18 protein-coding genes, 1 tRNA gene and 1 pseudogene are annotated in these 17,448 nt (G+C 42.2%); 11 read left to right on the top strand and 9 right to left on the bottom strand.

What is annotated here, in order from left to right; genetic code table 11:
* Window positions 1–685: 685 nt before the first annotated feature.
* Window positions 686–1,159, bottom strand: a complete 474-nt coding sequence (locus NWP22_RS06960; protein ID WP_271733720.1) for a hypothetical protein — start codon at window positions 1,157–1,159, stop codon at window positions 686–688.
* A 206-nt stretch (window positions 1,160–1,365) separates the two neighbouring features.
* Here NWP22_RS06960 and hetZ point away from each other — a divergent pair, with 206 nt between their 5' ends.
* Both hetZ and NWP22_RS06950 read left to right on the top strand, forming a co-directional pair.
* Window positions 1,366–2,586 carry a heterocyst differentiation protein HetZ gene (gene hetZ, locus NWP22_RS06955; RefSeq protein WP_271733721.1) on the top strand — a complete coding sequence of 407 codons (1,221 nt, stop codon included), beginning with the start codon at window positions 1,366–1,368 and terminating at the stop codon, window positions 2,584–2,586.
* Complete coding sequence (locus tag NWP22_RS06950) at window positions 2,579–3,559, top strand: PatU (RefSeq protein ID WP_271733722.1); 981 nt, start codon at window positions 2,579–2,581, stop codon at window positions 3,557–3,559. Before hetZ ends, NWP22_RS06950 begins: the two co-directional genes overlap by 8 nt.
* Before the next feature lie 674 nt (window positions 3,560–4,233).
* On the opposite strand, the gene rnc is transcribed toward NWP22_RS06950, so the two are convergent.
* The gene (gene rnc, locus NWP22_RS06945; RefSeq protein WP_271733723.1) at window positions 4,234–4,926 is read right to left on the bottom strand and encodes a ribonuclease III; all 693 of its coding nucleotides are present in this window, start codon (window positions 4,924–4,926) and stop codon (window positions 4,234–4,236) included.
* 236 nt (window positions 4,927–5,162) lie between these two features.
* On the opposite strand from rnc, the gene remA reads away from it, so the two are divergent.
* Both remA and gmk read left to right on the top strand, forming a co-directional pair.
* Window positions 5,163–5,429, top strand: coding sequence for an extracellular matrix/biofilm regulator RemA (remA, locus tag NWP22_RS06940; RefSeq protein WP_271733739.1), 267 nt, complete (start codon window positions 5,163–5,165; stop codon window positions 5,427–5,429).
* Window positions 5,430–5,828: 399 nt separating this feature from the next.
* Window positions 5,829–6,428, top strand: coding sequence for a guanylate kinase (gmk, locus tag NWP22_RS06935; RefSeq protein ID WP_271733725.1), 600 nt, complete (start codon window positions 5,829–5,831; stop codon window positions 6,426–6,428).
* 291 nt (window positions 6,429–6,719) lie between these two features.
* Here the strand turns inward: gmk and NWP22_RS06930 are convergent, their stop codons facing one another.
* The 3 genes from NWP22_RS06930 to NWP22_RS06920 all read right to left on the bottom strand — a co-directional run bounded on the left by NWP22_RS06930 (window position 6,720) and on the right by NWP22_RS06920 (window position 8,164).
* Window positions 6,720–7,241, bottom strand: coding sequence for a photosystem I reaction center protein subunit XI (locus NWP22_RS06930; RefSeq protein ID WP_271733726.1), 522 nt, complete (start codon window positions 7,239–7,241; stop codon window positions 6,720–6,722).
* Window positions 7,242–7,479: 238 nt separating this feature from the next.
* Entirely contained in the window at window positions 7,480–7,629 is a 150-nt protein-coding gene (psaJ, locus tag NWP22_RS06925; RefSeq protein ID WP_271733727.1) for a photosystem I reaction center subunit IX, read from the bottom strand.
* 40 nt (window positions 7,630–7,669) lie between these two features.
* Window positions 7,670–8,164, bottom strand: a complete 495-nt coding sequence (locus NWP22_RS06920; RefSeq protein ID WP_271733728.1) for a Photosystem I reaction center subunit III — start codon at window positions 8,162–8,164, stop codon at window positions 7,670–7,672.
* A 175-nt stretch (window positions 8,165–8,339) separates the two neighbouring features.
* On the opposite strand from NWP22_RS06920, the gene tsaD reads away from it, so the two are divergent.
* On the top strand, window positions 8,340–9,380 hold the full coding sequence (gene tsaD / locus NWP22_RS06915) for a tRNA (adenosine(37)-N6)-threonylcarbamoyltransferase complex transferase subunit TsaD (protein WP_271733729.1): 1,041 nt from the start codon (window positions 8,340–8,342) through the stop codon (window positions 9,378–9,380).
* A gap of 130 nt (window positions 9,381–9,510) precedes the next feature.
* Here the strand turns inward: tsaD and NWP22_RS06910 are convergent, their stop codons facing one another.
* Window positions 9,511–10,443, bottom strand: coding sequence for an alpha/beta fold hydrolase (locus NWP22_RS06910; protein ID WP_271733730.1), 933 nt, complete (start codon window positions 10,441–10,443; stop codon window positions 9,511–9,513).
* A 543-nt stretch (window positions 10,444–10,986) separates the two neighbouring features.
* Here NWP22_RS06910 and NWP22_RS06905 point away from each other — a divergent pair.
* The 6 genes from NWP22_RS06905 (at window position 10,987) to NWP22_RS06880 (ending at window position 15,814) form a co-directional block, all read left to right on the top strand.
* Complete coding sequence (locus NWP22_RS06905; protein ID WP_271733731.1) at window positions 10,987–11,538, top strand: GNAT family N-acetyltransferase; 552 nt, start codon at window positions 10,987–10,989, stop codon at window positions 11,536–11,538.
* Between the two features lie 494 nt (window positions 11,539–12,032).
* Window positions 12,033–12,106: transfer RNA gene (locus NWP22_RS06900), tRNA-Pro, on the top strand.
* 451 nt (window positions 12,107–12,557) lie between these two features.
* Window positions 12,558–13,358 carry a Tic22 family protein gene (locus NWP22_RS06895; protein ID WP_271733732.1) on the top strand — a complete coding sequence of 267 codons (801 nt, stop codon included), beginning with the start codon at window positions 12,558–12,560 and terminating at the stop codon, window positions 13,356–13,358.
* 3 nt (window positions 13,359–13,361) lie between these two features.
* Window positions 13,362–14,279 carry a peptide chain release factor N(5)-glutamine methyltransferase gene (prmC, locus tag NWP22_RS06890; protein WP_271733733.1) on the top strand — a complete coding sequence of 306 codons (918 nt, stop codon included), beginning with the start codon at window positions 13,362–13,364 and terminating at the stop codon, window positions 14,277–14,279.
* A gap of 41 nt (window positions 14,280–14,320) precedes the next feature.
* Window positions 14,321–14,923 (top strand): L-threonylcarbamoyladenylate synthase, encoded by a 603-nt coding sequence (locus tag NWP22_RS06885; protein ID WP_271733734.1) that lies wholly within the window; start codon window positions 14,321–14,323, stop codon window positions 14,921–14,923.
* Between the two features lie 3 nt (window positions 14,924–14,926).
* Window positions 14,927–15,814, top strand: coding sequence for a sensor histidine kinase (locus NWP22_RS06880; RefSeq protein ID WP_271733735.1), 888 nt, complete (start codon window positions 14,927–14,929; stop codon window positions 15,812–15,814).
* On the opposite strand, the gene NWP22_RS06875 is transcribed toward NWP22_RS06880, so the two are convergent.
* The 3 genes and pseudogenes from NWP22_RS06875 to NWP22_RS06865 all read right to left on the bottom strand — a co-directional run.
* Window positions 15,777–16,250 carry a GNAT family N-acetyltransferase gene (locus NWP22_RS06875; protein ID WP_271733737.1) on the bottom strand — a complete coding sequence of 158 codons (474 nt, stop codon included), beginning with the start codon at window positions 16,248–16,250 and terminating at the stop codon, window positions 15,777–15,779. The two genes, NWP22_RS06880 and NWP22_RS06875, sit on opposite strands and share 38 nt — an antisense overlap.
* A 108-nt stretch (window positions 16,251–16,358) precedes the next feature.
* A pseudogene (locus tag NWP22_RS06870) lies at window positions 16,359–16,541 on the bottom strand (hypothetical protein); the annotation flags it as partial.
* A 9-nt stretch (window positions 16,542–16,550) separates the two neighbouring features.
* Window positions 16,551–17,448, bottom strand: an 898-nt coding sequence (locus NWP22_RS06865) for an RNA-guided endonuclease InsQ/TnpB family protein (protein ID WP_280801661.1), incomplete at its 5' end; no start/stop codon positions are given.

Here is a 17,448-nt window from a genome sequence, read left to right as displayed (position 1 = left end):
GGAAGATTTTATCCGGACAATGGTCTTTTAATGGGCTATTTTTCTTACTAAGAATACAGACTTTGTACTGTTTTTCTCCCTTGTCACCTAGTCCACCTTGTCCACCTTGTCTTGTCCTTGTCAGGGGAGGGGACTGGATTTTATTGTTTTTTGTGTGTTACCCAATCCTTCCCAATCCTTCCCAATCCTTCGGTGTGTTACCTGTTACCTGTTCCCTAATATAAAAATTACCTGTTTAACACTTGACAAACATCCTCTAAGAGATAATGTTGGTGATGAGCATGAGATTTACAAAGCTTAATTACTGCCAATGCTGATTAAGGAGTCAAATTAATTACAGGATTACCAATTTAGCAGAGCATTTAGAGCAGATTAGCCATGATGCAATTAATTGTTATTTGAAGAGAGAAAAGCTAACACCTCTGTGACTATGGGAAAATGTGAAAGACATAATTGAGCGAGATACCAATGGTTACATAATTTTAATACAGCAACTCAAACGCCCAAGTATTCCTATGTGCTTGGTGTAATTTAAATTGTCGCGTGGCGCGGCTAACCCCGCTCCCTATTTGTGCCAGTTGCGTAAGTCCTGAACAAATTTCAAATTTTTAATTTAAAAATTTTTATTTTTTTTGCAGTGGGGAGTAATTAGATGTATCTAATTACTCCCCACTGCAAAATTCATTTATGCAATATCGGGAGGGATTTGTTCACTCATTTCGTCTTGCTTCATCTGGTTTTGCAGGACATTTTGTAATTCTGAACGTTGGATTTCAACTGTATGATTGGTCTGACCAGGCGTTTCTAAAAATACTATACTATCTACGGGTTCTAGTGCTAGCAGTTGGAACAAAATATGGGTAACAGGAACAATTTTGGCCAGCATTTGAGGGTCAAGCCCAGCAGGTGAAATTAGGGAAACATCCTGTATGGTAGGGAAAGCGTAGATAACGCGCTTTTCCAGTCCTGGATGTGCACGATTGCTCAATGTAGTTAACACCCAGCGCTCTTCAGCATTTTGGAGAATATAGTACTGGGAATGGCGTAATTTCTTAGCGATCACAATCAATGCAGGAGCAATTGCTGAAACGAGATGTGGTGTTATGCCATCGCGGGGTGCATTATTAATCAGCAATTGAACTTGTGTTTTTAAATCCATAATGACTTGTAAACGGCTCGGTGGGTAATGGCAAAAGCATCTATCAAATTGTGAACTATCCCATCACAGTTGGGAACTCCGATAGCTACGGCTGGCTTAAGCCATACATAAGCACATCCTAATTACGGGAAAAATTTAAACAGCCAACACCCACAGTCATCAGATGTTTTACTTAAGTATTTTAGGGTCTTTCGAAAACCGAGACTATGAATTCAGTCGCAACTGCAACAATTCCAAGCAAAAAAGTTACCACCCCAACCGTTCAGGGAGACAATTCTATCGGCGTGGAAGGGACATTCCAAGTCCTATATCAGGAGCTTCAGGGATCAACTAAAGCTTCCCAGCAGAATTGCCATGATGTAGCCACAAGAATTACCACCGAAGTATACCGGATTTGCCAAGAGAGTAAACGTATCCAGGCTTCCGGCGACGTGCAAAGCTCGGCCATTTCCCTAGCCAGACATCGCCTGCAACAGTGTCTGAGATACTATCTCTTGGGTTCTAGTCGGGGTAGGGTAGAGTTACACAGTACTCTGAGTGCAATTATTTATCGCTACATCAATCCTCCTCAAAGACAGTTGAGCTATCAAGGACGACTGACCATTATTGAAGATTTTCTGCAGGGTTTTTATCTGGAAGCGTTAAATGCTTTCCGCAGGGAAAACCAGATGGTCTCCACTTATCGTCCCCAAACTCTCCTGGAATTGGCAGAATACATGGCGTTTATTGAACGCTATGGTAAGCGGCGAATTCCCTTACCAGGACGACAGCAGCAGCTGATCATCCTGCGAGCTCAAACGTTTTCCCAACAGCAACCCCAGGAAACCAATGTAGATATCGAACAAGCTGCAGAAGGTAGTTCCAATGACAACGATGGTTCTTGGGAAGAACCAGCAGTACAGCAATTACGTTCAGCAATGGCTATGCAAGCAGAACCAGAACCTGAAGAAGATACTCTGCGTTCGGTTGTGATTACAGAATTAATGGATTATCTCGAACAACGACAACAATCTGATTGTGCTGATTACTTCTGTCTTCGTCTTCAGGATTTATCAACTCAGGAAATTGAGTCTATTTTGGGTTTAACTCCCCGTCAACGCGACTACTTACAGCAACGCTTTAAATATCATCTGATTCGGTTTGCCTTATTACACCGTTGGGAATTAGTTCATGAGTGGTTAGAAGCCTCACTCCACACTAATTTGGGTTTAACTCCCCAGCAATGGCACAACTATACAGAATTATTGGATGACAAACACAGAGCGTTACTGAAATTGAAACAACTTGGACAGCCAGATGAGAAAATTGCTAAAACTCTAGGTTTGTCAACAGCCCAACTACAAAAACGGTGGTTTAAAATTTTGGAACAAGCATGGGAAATTCGTAACTCCCTAGTATCCGGATCAAGTGCATCTACTCATGAATAGTGACTCAGAATCCTTACAATCCGATTTACTCCATTGGTGGTTGGCTAATAAAACTAACACTAACGGGCTTAAACTGTTAAAGTGTAAGGAAATTGACGGGGTAGACGACCTTCTCAATGAGGTGGCTGCTTTCACAAGCTGTGACCTAGAATTGGGAAGAATGCCCCAAACCTTTCAATTGGGAGAAATTCCTACTGTGCAAGAACGTTTCCAATCTGTCCTCAAGCGTCGGCTACAAATCCAAGCTCAAGAGCAGCCTCCTTTATTCCCCTGGGAGTCTCAATTAGTTGATTACCCAGATTTTGTGGAAGAGCGATCGCTCGCATTAAGTTCTAACTGGGGATGGATACCACAGCAGTCAAAGCTGAATCTGCCTATACCCCTACCAGATAAAGTTTTCCAACAATTATTGGCAAGATGTCAGGGGTTGATTACATCTTCGCTACCTCTAGGGGCAAAACTAGTTCAGGTAGTTGAGAGCTTTTTCCCCCATGAGTCACAGACGATTAATGATTTAGCTGGATTAGTGCTCAGAAGCACCTATCGGTCTGTGAACACTCTGGATACAATTCCCCAGATCCAGAATAATTACTCAGATTTACAACCTCGTCAGCAGATGGCATTGTCATTACTTGCAGCTAAACAACTGCTAGATAACTTGACTTTACCAGTGTCTTTAGCCAATCCAGTGGTAGAAAGACAATGGTTAACCAGCGCCGGAACCCTGAGTTTGAGGGTAGAATACTATTCTCAGGATCATCTGGTGAAATTGAAAGTTAATTGTGATTTACCCGCTCCTGGAATTTTGAAACTACAAGGAAATGGTAAGCAGGCAATAGCCAATGCTGCTACTCCCGGAGAGTTGAGCATAGAATTATACAATGAAGAACTAGTTGCAAGCTATACCCTAGAAGTTGATTTTCCAGAACTAGACCAGCAGCCCTTAATGTTTGTGATTGGTTCGATCATTTAGTTGAAATCACCAATGCTAGTGTTGTCACCTAATTAGTAATTCATCTATCAAATATTACTTCTGTGTTGAAACTTCTCCTTCAGTCACAATTAGTCACAATCGATCATTAGGGTTTCTACTTTATTAACCAGTGGTAATTAATTGCTTTACGCAAACTGCATTGAAAACTACACAGGTTTAACCTCCGCAAACCGATGTAGCTTACCTTGGGGGAGTTCCTTTGTTTTTAACACAAACTGGCATAAAACATCATGGAGAATCAAGGTAGTCATACCAATTTGTAATTACAAAAGCCAGTTTCAATCGGGTTTTCCACATGATTGTGTCTGTGGCATTTTCCTGAGCTTGGTGTGAGTTGCTGTGCGAAAGATTGTTTTTATAGCATCATTTGTAGTATTCCTTTAGTGATATTCTCAATGTTTAACTTATCCACTAGCAACCCGGTTTAGCTTCTACCTATAGGCGGTTACTGGCGGCAAAATGTCCACAGACCAACGTCAACATCAGCAAAAAATATAATTTCCTTGAGATGACGAATGGCTGTAGAACCTTGTTGTGTAAGTAATCTGTTCAAACCTCAAATAGGCATCTTAGATATTGAAGCTGAGTCAAATCAGCACTTCGTGCTAGATATGCCAGGAATAAGGGACTTTTGCAATTACCGTTAAATACGCTCATTCTGCAATTAAACCCTGTTTTTTGAGCTTAGTTAAGGCATTTTCTGCAGACCGTTTTTTAGCCTCCTTTTTACCACGAGCTTTTCCTTCTCCGTAAAGCTGTTCACCAACAAAAACCTGGGCAAAATATTCCGGAGCATGATCTTGTCCTCCGATGCGTTCCGTGATATAATGGGGTAGCATAGACTCAAAGTTAGCCTGTACCCATTCCTGGAAGCGGTTCCTAGAATCGACATTAGAACGGACTTGAATAATTTCTTCAGGCACAGATTTAAATAAATCTAAAATAATCGGGCGGATTTTCTCAATATTGCCATCGCAATCTAAATAATAAGCTCCAACAACTGATTCAAAAGTGCTACTTAATAAATTGGGGCTTTTAAGTCCTCCATCCTGAATCGCTCCTTTTCCCAGGCGCATTAAGGATTCTAAACCAACTTCAATGGCAAATTTAGCGAGTTGCTTCTCGTCCACTAGTGCCGATCTTCGGCGAGTCATTTCATCTTCTGCCATCTCTCGATAGCGAGTATCGAGATAGAGATACTCTCCACTGAGAAAGGTCAGCAAAGCATCGCCTAAAAACTCTAAGCGCTCATTATCCTTTTCACCAGGATTTTCGTTGACATAGGAACGGTGAGTTAACGCCTGACGTAAAAGTTTTCCGTTGTTAAATTTTAATAATTCATGCATTTGTGTTTCGTCTCTGAACTCTTGTGAACGACTTAGTGAGATTGTTTGTTGAGATTTTGCATATCTCCTGGGGAATATTTTTAGTATATTTAGGTATTTATTAGCCAAAAAAATGATTTGTCATTTAAAAACTCAGGCTGGCTAGACATAAAGCGTTGTAACTCGTGTTTTTTGACGATAATATGGGGATAATTACCTTACCAGCTTGTAACACCACATTTGGTGTGAATTTTTTTATGGAAATACAATTAATTAACATTGGTTTCGGTAACATCGTGTCTGCCAACCGAGTAGTTGCCATTGTTAGTCCGGAGTCTGCCCCGATTAAACGGATCATTACCGATGCACGGGATAGAGGTCAACTAGTAGATGCAACTTATGGTCGTCGAACCAGGGCTGTAATTATTACTGATTCCAGCCACGTGATTCTTTCGGCAATTCAACCGGAAACCGTAGCGAATCGATTTGTGATTTCTCGAGATCATCATACTGTAGATAACTGATTTCATATAGGTCAATAACCCTACAGCTATCTGCACCCTATCCGCAGTACCATATTAATTAGAAAAGTTTTCTGTCACTCATGTGCTACAAATTTGTTGATCACAAGTTCCTCATCTCACAAAAACACAGCTAATGACCCATAAATAGTGTCTTTGTTTAGTGATCCCACAGGAGTTCCGTTAAACCCGCAAGTTAAGAGTGAGCCGAATTGCCGCAGGAGTTGAATTTACTTGAAGTCTGCTCTCGTGAGTCAGGTTGGGAAAAATAGTTACTAATTCTTACTGAGGGTAGCTCTAGGAATAGCAGTGTAGTTAACTAGACATAAAATAATAATAGCAACGTACATTCCACACAAATGCGCGGTGAGACCGTTAATAATTAATTCAGAGTTTGAACGGATGAAGCAAGTTTTACCTATCCAGACTGGTTCTAAAACCAAAGAAAGCCCTTTTCTAGGCAGGCTAATTGTTTTAACTGGCCCAAGTGGGGTTGGTAAAGGCACTTTACTGCACGCGCTCTTAAAACGTCATCCGGAACTTTACTATTCTGTATCCGTGACGACTCGTTCTCCCCGTCTAGGAGAAATTAACGGTGAGAATTATTACTTTATTAGCCGCACTAAGTTTGAACAATTAGTTTCCCAAGGTGAATTCTTGGAGTGGGCAGAATTTGCCGGTAATTATTACGGTACTCCTCGCGAAGCTGTGCTGAACCAAGTTCACTCTGGTAAATTGGTGGTACTGGAAATTGAACTTAAAGGCGCAAGACAAATCCGTGCTTCCTTCCCCAGCGCCCTGAGCATTTTTGTTTTACCGCCTTCTTTGAAGGAGTTGGAGAATCGGATACGTGGTCGAGGCCAAGATTCTGAGGAGGCGATCGCGCTTCGTCTGCGCCGGGCTGAAGAAGAAATTCAAGCCGCAGGGGAGTTTGACGTTCAAATTGTGAATGACGATTTAGAAAATGCTCTTAAGGACATAGAAGTCAAGTTATTTGATTGAAGCGCTCGTCCTAAGCTGAAAAAATCTACAGTTAGCAATGGCAATTTAAATATACCTAGGAAAGTAATCCCAAACTTTCTGGATGGGATAGAGGGACTACCAGTGCCTATAGTTTTAAAACTTTGGACTAAGGCTACCAACGCAAAACACTAGATTTATTTAGTATTTTATGAACGGTTATTGCCCTCCTGGATGATTTTTGCTAAAAATGGGACATCAGGCATGGGTAATAGCAAAACATAATTAATCATTAGCGATTACCAATGCCCAATGCCTGATTATGAAAAAATCTTAACCCAATAGACCTTGAATAAGTGCCAAATTGCTAGTTAAGAAATAAGCGACTACTGCACCGCCAATTCCACCGATTAAGAAAGAACTAGCAAAATTATTCCAGCTTTCTTTGGAGTTGAAAGCATCTACGGGTGGGTTGGGGACAGTGACACTGGCCATTGCCTTAGCAGGATTGGTATTGGCATATAGAGATAGGCAGGCTGTGAGAATCACAACCAAGCCAATAGCTCCCAGTAATCCAGCTAAGTTAGCATTAGATGCATCACGTAGAGGACCCAATTTAGCGAAAGGTCCAAATAGCAAGTAACCATGAGCCATGCCCACTTCTAGACCACGTCTTGAAGGATTGAGACCTTGACGATAGGCGGGTAAATTATTAATGAACCACTTCACCAAGGGAGAAGAATTAATCGGTGTTTCGAGGTTTCCTTGCTGAGGATCACGTCCTGCGGGAGACACTACCTCGCTATTTCTGGGATCGCTGGGGCGATTTTTCGATGAATTTACTGCTTGCGCCATATTGTGTATTCGCCTTTAAATTAGAATGATGGCATTGTTATATTATTAATAATAATTGTGGGTAAATATGTTTTTTGGGTCTTTAGTTTAAAAAAATTAATTTATCTGCTGTTCTTCAGATCAGATAATCGCCAGATGATCTGAGCCAATATTCCTGTTAATTCGGGTGATGCCTGAGCCTAATATTGTGTGGAGCAATTGCACCACACAATATTACGACTAAAACTCTACTTTTTACTTATGGGAGTGGGTGGAAAAGTAGGTCAGGAAAAAAGCGGTTAAATTCAATCAAAATTCCGGCAGTAATGGTTAGCCAGATGGTAGCTGCTACTGGAGCGGTAGAAAGAAAAGTGATGAAGTAGGAGGATTGCTCGCCTTTGTCTGCCATGAATTTAGTCTCCAAAAGAGATGAATTGAGTGAGGGATAATTAACGGGGAGAAACAGTAATTTCTGAATCTTTAGCGGTTAACTCACCCGATAGGAATTCTTTAATCGCGGCTGCGGGCCAAGCAAAGCCTGAGCCGATAATGGGTAGTGCTAAACCCAGATCAATTTGGATTTCTTTAGCTTCGGTGTCTGATAACTTTTTGATGGCTTGGAGGTAAGCACGGCCTACCCAGCCGATCCAACCGGCAATATACAAAAAGAGAATGCTGGGGATGAGGAAGTCACCAGCCCGATCGAGGCGACCGTCAACAATCAAGTGAGGGTAACCTTCAGGTCCACAGAGTGCCTGAGAATAACGCTCAAAGCGCTTTCTGCCTGATTCGGGATCTGCGGTGGTGTTCCGGGCATTTTTTGCTAGCTCTTGAAATGCGGGAGAGTCTTTACAAGGTACCAGGTTAGCCCCCAGCGCTTGGGCGGGAGGGGCAAAATTGGACCAAAGACAAATCGCTAAAATCAAAGCAAACAATCGTCTCATGAGTTGTTTCCTTTTATTACAAAACAAAAAGTTCTTGTACAAAACGAAGCGGCTTGTACAGTTGTTTATTTGCATAACTAGCAAGTCATCATACTCTTGGGCGGGAACAGAGTAAAGTTTAAGTAAATAAAAGTTAAAGCTTCTCCAACAAATCGTTACTTAACATAACCTGACAATGGCAACTGTTTTAGCAATAGAAACCAGCTGCGATGAAACTGCCGTGGCAATTGTAAACAATCGTCAAGTTTATAGCAGTGTGGTAGCTTCCCAAATTCTAGTTCACAGTGAATATGGTGGGGTAGTACCAGAGGTGGCATCCCGTCAACATCTAGAAACAATCAATCAGGCGATCGCACAGGCTTTAGAGCAAGCCCAACTAGACTGGGATCAAATAGATGGCATTGCCGCCACCTGTGCTCCTGGACTTGTAGGAGCACTCTTGGTAGGGTTGACTGCTGCTAAAACTTTAGCAATGTTACATAACAAGCCATTCTTGGGAGTGCATCACCTCGAAGGCCACATTTACGCAACTTATTTGAGTGAGCCTAGTTTAGATCCCCCATTTCTTAGCTTACTAGTTTCTGGTGGACATACAAGCTTGATTTACGTTAAGGATTGTGGTGTTTACGAAACCCTGGGTGAAACTCGCGATGATGCCGCAGGTGAAGCTTTTGATAAAGTAGCACGGTTATTACAACTGGGTTATCCTGGTGGACCTCTCATTGATAAATTAGCACAAACGGGAAATCCCCGCGCCTTTACTTTGCCAGAAGGTAAAGTTTCTTTACCAGGTGGGGGATATCATCGCTATGACAGCAGTTTTAGTGGGTTAAAGACGGCGGTACTGCGATTGGTTCAGCAATTAGAGAAAGATGAAAAACAATTACCAGTCAGTGATTTAGCGGCTAGCTTTCAGGAGACTGTGGCGCGATCGCTGACCAAAAGAGCGATCGCCTGCGCCCTCGACTATAATCTCAATACCATTGCCGTTGGTGGAGGGGTAGCAGCTAACAGCAGCCTGAGAAAAACCTTACAGGTAGCTGCCGGCGAGCATAACCTGCGTGTCCTGTTCCCACCCATGAAATACTGCACCGATAACGCTGCTATGATTGCCAGCGCTGGGTCTCATCACCTATCCCTTGGTCATACATCACCCTTGACTTTAGGTGTTCAGTCCAGGTTACCACTCACCCAGGTCATGAAGTTGTATAGTTGATAATTCAGCTATACAACTTCATCAAATCATCTGCGACAAAGACCTGTGCTTAGGGGGAGCAAATCCTCTCAATAACTTGTCTGGTTGATAGATAGGGTAGCGCAGCAATGGAAAAAATCCCACGGGCTTGCTAGCCGTGGGATTGTCCCATGGAAAATTGTTTGACTATTGACCAAATATGATCAGCAACTGCATCCGGCTGTTCTAACATTGCCAAGTGACCACAATCGGGAATTTCAATCACATTGTCACCAGTATATTTAAAAAGCCGATGAAAACTAGCTAAATGGCGAACGTACTTGGGTTCCATTACTTTGTCATCAGTACCAGCCAAGAAATAAACTGGCTGCTGCAACTGAGACACTAGTTGAGGTAAACGGTTAATTTCTTCCTCGGTTGTAAAGTCTAGTAATGCTCCTAGCGCGGCTTCTGGGTCAGCCATGACAAAATCTACCACACGCTGACGCGCCCAATAACGGTCTAAAGGACGAGCGACACTTGCTCTAGTAAATAACAAATCAATTAAAGGGATATGAGAAAGCCAGCGCGGACGGACTTGCAAGAATCTTTGACCTGCTGAACGAAACTGCTCAAAGGACTCTTTGAGATAAATACCACCACCGGCGTTGATACATATAACTCCTTTAACACATTCAGGCATTTGAGCAGCAGCCCACAGGGCGATTGTGCCTCCCAAGGAATGCCCAATTAGCCAAGCACTAGTAATATTCATCTGTTCTAGAAGAGCAGCTAAATCCTGAGCATAAACAGCTGGCGTATAAATAGAATCAAGGGACAAACTCGACTCATCAATTGAGTTAGAAGTCAAGTTTACAGAAGTTGGTGTTTGAGTCAAATCTGGTTCTGGCTGGGATTTAGATTCACCAAAACCTCGCAAATCATAAGAAAGGCACTGCAAGCCAACTGAGAGGCGAGAAATGACAGGTTGCCAATACCCACGGCTATTGAGCCAACCGTGGATAAAGACTAAAGCATGGGGACAGGAAGTAGGAGCCGTGAGCTCGTATGCGTGTGGAACGCCCAAGATTTCAATGGTTGCCATACCTAATATCGTACCGCCAGCAACGGGTGCGATTGACGTACTTGCCCGTATTAACAACGGGGTATTATGGGGTTAAACAGCAATAACAGGTACAGCCTGTCTGAGCTGGTCTCAACCACCGGATAACACCTAACGCGGTATATGTTTCTTTGGGATTAGTACATTTTGGTAACAAACTTGTCTATTATAGCATTGAATAGCCCAAGAAATGCCGCCGGTTGGGGATATTACGCGCATCAATCAGCGCGGTGTTCCACCAGTAGTAACCATGTACCAATCTCCCATCCCTAAGCCATCTTAGAGAATTCAACTGAGATTCCCCAGTTTTTAGGAAATTACTCCTGGACTGCAAAACAAAATGCTAAACTGGTAAATGATTGGTGTGAAACACGCTATAAAAAGCCGTTGCCATCAAAAAATCCCGGAAACATCTAAAGAAATTTAAGTGAGAGGGATATTGAGGGTTTCAGCTTTCTAGAACGTGAATCAACACTCCTGTGAAAGTGGAAGCCAATTAAGTTATACTACCCGAACCACGTTGGCATGGGTTTTTGGAAAACTTGGTTTAATAGTCCTGAGTCTATAGCGACAAGTAAAACTAACTCTTTCGAGGAACGTACACGGTCTGTGGCGAGCGAATCTAGCCCCAATGGCGAGAGCGTTGCTTATCAGAAGGAGACTCGTATTGTTTTTAGTACGGAGCGAAATATTGACCTCTATGAACTGGAGGAACTTTGCGATGCAGTTGGTTGGTCGCGTCGTCCTTTAAGAAAAGTCAAAAAAGCCATTGAGCATAGTTTTCTCGTAGCGTCTATGTGGCAAGTGCGAGGAAACCAGAAACGGCTCATTGGTTTCGCTCGTGCTACCTCTGACCATGCTTTTAATGCGACTATTTGGGATGTGGTAGTTCACCCCGACTTTCAAGGGAAAGGACTGGGTAAAGCCCTGATGAAATACGTACTCAAAAAACTCAGAAGTGAAGAAATTAGCAATGTTACTCTATTTGCCGATCCTCATGTTCTAGATTTTTATCGCGGTATGGGTTTTATGTCAGACCCAGAAGGCATTAAAGGTATGTTCTGGTATCCGCAGTAATTGTCAGCCAAGGTTAGGCAGTTTCTACCAAAAAACGCGCACATTGCCCCTAGTTTCTAACTATGGGGGTGTAGTGCGCTAGGAACTTCAGTCGCAGTCCTAAAAATAAATTTGACAAATATTAGCTTTAATGTATAATAGATTGTGGTAGCTATATGCATAACTTGCAGCCGTGGGGCACACGGTCAAGATGCTTGCTGTAAGCGGAGCGGGGCGTTAGCGCGGGTAAATTCATTGGAGTCCCCGTGAAGCAAGAATCCCCTGGCTTCTAGCCGTGGGGAGTGTCAAAGGGGATGGAGTTTTACGGGTGCTAAAATCAAGATAAAATTGGTTAGCCAAAATCAGTTAAACGTGCTATTATGATATAATATTAATGTCGAGGTGATAAACTATCATTTGGGACGCAGTTCCAAAGATTTAACCTGTTTAACTATAATTAAACCAGCGTGTATGTTGGTTTTAAAGATTATAGAGGGCATTAAGACTAATCGATCCGGGATGTAGCGCAGCTTGGTAGCGCGCCTGCTTTGGGAGCAGGATGTCGCAGGTTCAAATCCTGTCATCCCGATTTTAATTTATAATTGGCAGGTATGAATTTAATAGACAAGGATCGAGATTATCTAAGTCTTGCGTGAGAAGTTGAGATAAAAGCGCGTTAGGCTGGAACGATTAATCATCTCATGTCGTCAACTAGATTTAAGCAAGCCAATTACATGGCATTGAGCATTTCAACTGTGGGGGGAGGTCTCCCCGTCTTCAGAGCAAACTAAACAAGATTAACAACCATTGTGCATTAAATACCCAGGCAACCTGGAGAAAAACACCATGCGATCGCGCATTAGCAGAGAACTTATTTTGGGTGAGGAAATGGCGGTTTTTGAGAATTAATTGTTAGCATTGAACCGCAAAAACAAATTTTTCAGATTTTCCGCAGGATGAGAATATAACTAAAACTAGTTATTCTAGTCCTCATACCAGCATTTCTCTGTCTTATTTAACTATTGATGTGAGGAGATATTATGAAAGCATTAGTTCGCTGGGGCGCAACATTAGGACTACTTGGAAGTACTTTACTGGGATCGGTTTTTGTGGGTAATTTGCCCGTACTGGCTTTGTCAGAACAGCAAATAAAAGAAAAATTAGATGCTGTACCCGTATATCTAATTACTAATGATCAGGGTGCTCCACTGAGTCGCCCGTTATCGGACAGTGAAACAACTGGTGCGTCGGTGACTGGTGTTTATATGAGTCGGCAGGAAGCTCAAACTTTTATTAAGGAACTACAGGGCGTACCGGGTAAAGATCCGAAAATGGAAAAAATGGTGAACAGCCTACAAGTAACAGCAGTGCCTCTAGGTGTGATTTATCAAGAATTGCAACAAAGTAAAAATCAGTCAGAACGCCTTATATTTGCCTTTAAACCGGTAGAGGGGGAAATTAAGGGAGCAATGGAATTACTGCGTCAAAGTGGTCAAAAAGTAACCCAGTTTCCTAGCGTGCCGATTTTTGCGGTGAGATTTTCACCAAATCAGGGTTATGTGCCCATTCAGTTCAAATCTGATAATAATGAAGAATTGATTCCTTTGTTTTTAAGCAAGCAAGATGCCCAAGGCTTATTAAATCAAGTGAAGCCGAAGTTTCCCCAAGCGGATATTCAGGTCATAGATATAGACGGGGTAATTAAAACTTTACAGGATAAAGATGATCCTTGGCTTAACCAAGTTGTTCTCGTACCATCTCAAGAATCTCGAGAATATATCAACACTTTGCCTAGACAGGGTAGTAATAATTCAGGGACAGCTAGACCTCAGCAACGTTAAGGAATGACAGACAAATGTGATGGGGTAGTTTCCGGTTTACGGCTTTGGGAGTGGCGTAACAGAGCGATCGCCCAAGCCGTCGCTCATGACATTTCCCCCGCCGAAGTAGATTGGTTACTTCTGGAAGTAGGGGATTTAGACCGCTTGGGGCTGCGTTTAGAATCTTTTAAACAGAGGGCTGACATTCCCATGTCCTTACCTTTAGAAAACTTAGAGCAGTTATGGGAAAGGCGATTAAATGAACACCTGCCAGTACAGTATATTGCCGGAGTAACCCCTTGGCGAAATTTTAAAATCGCCGTGTCAAATGCAGTTTTAATTCCCAGACCGGAAACTGAATATTTAATTGATCTAGCTGTGGCGGCTGGGAATAACGGTAGCGCCGCCCCATTGCTCAGTTCCGGACATTGGGCAGACTTAGGTACTGGTAGCGGTGCGATCGCCTTAGGTTTAGCAGATGCTTTACCAAAAGCAACAATTCATGCAGTGGATTACAGCCCGGAAGCATTAAAAATTGCCCAGTCAAATGCTTGTAATTTAGGTTTTGACCACCGGATTAAATTTTATCAGGGTTGTTGGTGGGAGCCGCTAACAGCCCTCAAAGGACAGTTTAGCGGTATGGTATCCAACCCACCTTATATTCCCACTACTACTGTGGCTACCTTGCAACCAGAAGTAGTCAACCATGAACCACATCTAGCTTTAGATGGTGGTACTGATGGCTTAGATTGTATTCGCCAGTTAATAGAAATTTCTCCGGACTATTTGCGCCCTGGTGGGGTATGGCTAATTGAGATGATGGCGGGACAGGCGGATACTGTACACAGACTTTTACAGCAACAAGGTAGCTACTCTAATATTCAAATTTACCAGGACTTAGCAGGTATTGAAAGATTTGCGGTAGCTTCTATAAGTGGCTAGTCGTGAAATAATTGTTAATTCAACTGTGTTCAATCTGACAAATGACTCAAGTTTCTTTAGTTGACTTAATAACCGGCGCACGTGCTGGCTTATTGGTCAGTTTTCCCACAGATACAGTACCCGCACTGGCGACTTTACCAGAGCAAGCACCATTGATTTTTGAGGCGAAACGGCGCAGTCAAGATAAACCTTTGATTTTGATGGGAGCTAGTGCGGAGGATTTATGGCCTTATGTCCAAGGTAATGAAAATGAGTGGAAAATTTGGCAACAGGTGGCAAGTAGATATTGGCCGGGAGGATTAACATTAGTATTACCAGCTAGCGATCGCGTCCCAAAACAGATGAATCCTCATGACCCTAATACAATTGGTATTCGAGTCCCTGATAGTGCGATCGCTCAAACCATTTTGGCGCAAACAGGCCCCCTTGCCACCACCAGCGCTAATTTTTCAGGTCAACCACCCTTAAAAGACTTAGCAGAAATTGCTGATCAGTTCCCTGAAGTTCTGACTCTGGAATCAACTCAAGGTCGTGCTGAAGTTTCTGGAATTGGTGTACCTTCCACTGTGTGTAAGTGGACTGGTAATAATTGGCAAATCTTACGCCAAGGTACGGTTAAATTAAGTTTTGAGAATAATTGTTAAATAATGGTCAATTGGATATATTTAGGTGTAGGAATATTACTGGGGTTGGGTATTCGGGAAGTATTTAGTCGGTTATCGCCGGTCATCTCTCCACAGCAGGCGCAAATTACAGCAGCACAGATCAAGCAAACAGAATTAGCTTACCAAATGGCGCGGGAAATGAGCCTGTTTAAAGGGGGATTTTTAGCCCGGACTACCCATGAATTGCGATCGCCCCTAAATGGTTTAATTGGCTTACATCAGTTAATTTTGTCCGATTTGTGTGAAAATCCAGAAGAGGAGCGAGAATTTATTGCTCAAGCCCACGAAAGAGCGCTGAAACTACTACACCTAATTGATGAAATTCTTAACATAGCCAGAACAGAACATGGGACTAATAAATTAGATATTCAACCCCACTGCTTGGCTAGGATTTTACAGGAAGTTAATAATTTAACTTATATGGTGGCAGCAAATCGCAATTTATCCTTGCGTGTTGTGCTTCCAGACGCAGAAATTTATGTTTTGGCAGATTACCGCTGGCTCCGCCAAATATTGGTCAATTTAGTAGACACTGCGATTAATCAAATGGAATTTGGTAGTATCCGTCTTTCTAGTAGTTTCTCGCCTACTAATAATAGGCTGGAGATTTTCCTGGATATTCCAAGCCATGCTGTCACTACAAGTGAGTCGATAGAACTAATGAAATTAGGGTTTGAGAGTCCTGAGATTGATCCAGATCATAGGACTCTTTCCCCAGGAATGAAGATGTTATTAAACCAGAGTCTCTTGGAGATGATGGGAGGAAAATTAGAAGTTGTTCCTTGTCCAAGCACTGAAGAAACAAATGAAGAATTAACTAGGTTACAAATTTCTATCCCCCCAGTGATTCCTGAAGCTGAACTTCAGTGATCGGGAGAGTTTCAATATTTGGTTGGTGATATAGTACCATTGTGGTGCTGACATTGGACTGAAAACCAATTTTTTCGTAAAACTCCTGTTGATGAGTAGTCATTAAGTATACTCGCTCAACCCTTCTGACCCGGGGATGACTTAAAACGGTTTCTACCAATTTACGCCCCAGACCAGTACCGCGATAATCTGGGTGAATCACCACATCCCAGATAGTAGCACGATAGATACCGTCAGAAGTCGCCCTGGCAAAGCCAATCAGCTGCTCTCCATCGCAAATACTGATCACCGGGTCGCTATTAGCGATCGCTATACTTAAATCCTCAATAGTACGTCCTTTTGCCCAAAAAGCGGCAAGATTAAATAATTCTTGAAGTTGGTAAAGGTTGATTTCTGACTGGCGATATTCCCTAAATTGAATTTGAGGATAGTTCATGTTTTGCACCCCAAGGCAGTATCATTATTTGGATGAACTCATATTGTCCTAGAAAGTTTCCGATACGTATATCTATATGCAACTATCTTCAAGTTTAATTATCATTATTTAATGACAAATCCACTTCCACAGAGGATGAGTAGGTCCTTGCTGTCTGATTTTCAAAACTTGTTTTTCTAGGCGTTGTTTTTCGCGTTCTGGTAATCCCAGGAGAATACTTCGGCTTTGCCAAAGTATAGTAGAAACGGTAGTACCGATACAAACGGCTAAACCGAGGCTAGATAGTGGATGTTGACATACTCACCGACCTTGAAGGTCGGTGATTCTTGACAGTTCACAGTAACTCGCTGCCGAAACAGTCTTACAGTCACTCCCTGTCCGTTTTAGGTCGTGCCGATGCCCCATGCCGACCATTTCTATGTTCTTAGCAGCATTCTCATCTCTGTCTGCAAGAGTGTTGCAATTCAAGCACAACACTGAGCGAACAGACAAATCAATCTTGCCCCAACGATACCCACAACAAGCGCAAATCTGGCTAGTAGGTTCCCATCTGTCAATTATTCTGAAATCCCGTTTAAGTTTCTCAGATTTAGCCTCACAAAAAATTCTGAATTGCCGCCACCCTTGCAAATTAATCGCCCTAGATAGTCTACGGTTTTTGAGCATTCCTGAGACATTCAAATCCTCCAAAACAATTACTTGGTTATCGTTAACTATTTTGGTTGATAGCTTATGTAAAAAATCTTTTCTGGTATCAGAAATATGGTTGTGTAATTTAGCTATCCTTATGCGAGTATTGTTTCTCCTTTTTGAATCTTTTTGTTGACGCGCTAATTTTCGCTGCAATTTACGAATCTTGCGGTCATGTTTTGAGTATATAGGGCTTAAAACCTTCTCTCCATTGCTCATTGTAGCAAAAGTCTTTAGTCCTAAATCAATACCTATGCTTTGGTTTTTGGCAACAGTAATATTGGGTTTAACTTCTACAACGAAGCTAAGAAAATAGCGGTTAGCGCCATCCTTAATCACTGTAACTGAGCTAGGTTCAGATGGCAGTTCTCTTGACCAAATTGGTTTGATATTCCCAATTTTTGCTATGTAAACTACTCCATCTTTTATAGAAAAACCAGCTTTAGTAAACTCTGCTGATTGTGAGTTGGTTTTCTTTTTAAATCTAGGAACCCCAACCTTTTTACCT

Source organism: Anabaenopsis tanganyikae CS-531 (assembly GCF_029891675.1).
In the GTDB taxonomy this organism is placed as follows: domain Bacteria; phylum Cyanobacteriota; class Cyanobacteriia; order Cyanobacteriales; family Nostocaceae; genus Anabaenopsis; species Anabaenopsis arnoldii.
Note: the sequence above shows the minus strand (reverse complement) of the source record. Positions and strands in the feature narration are given on the sequence as shown.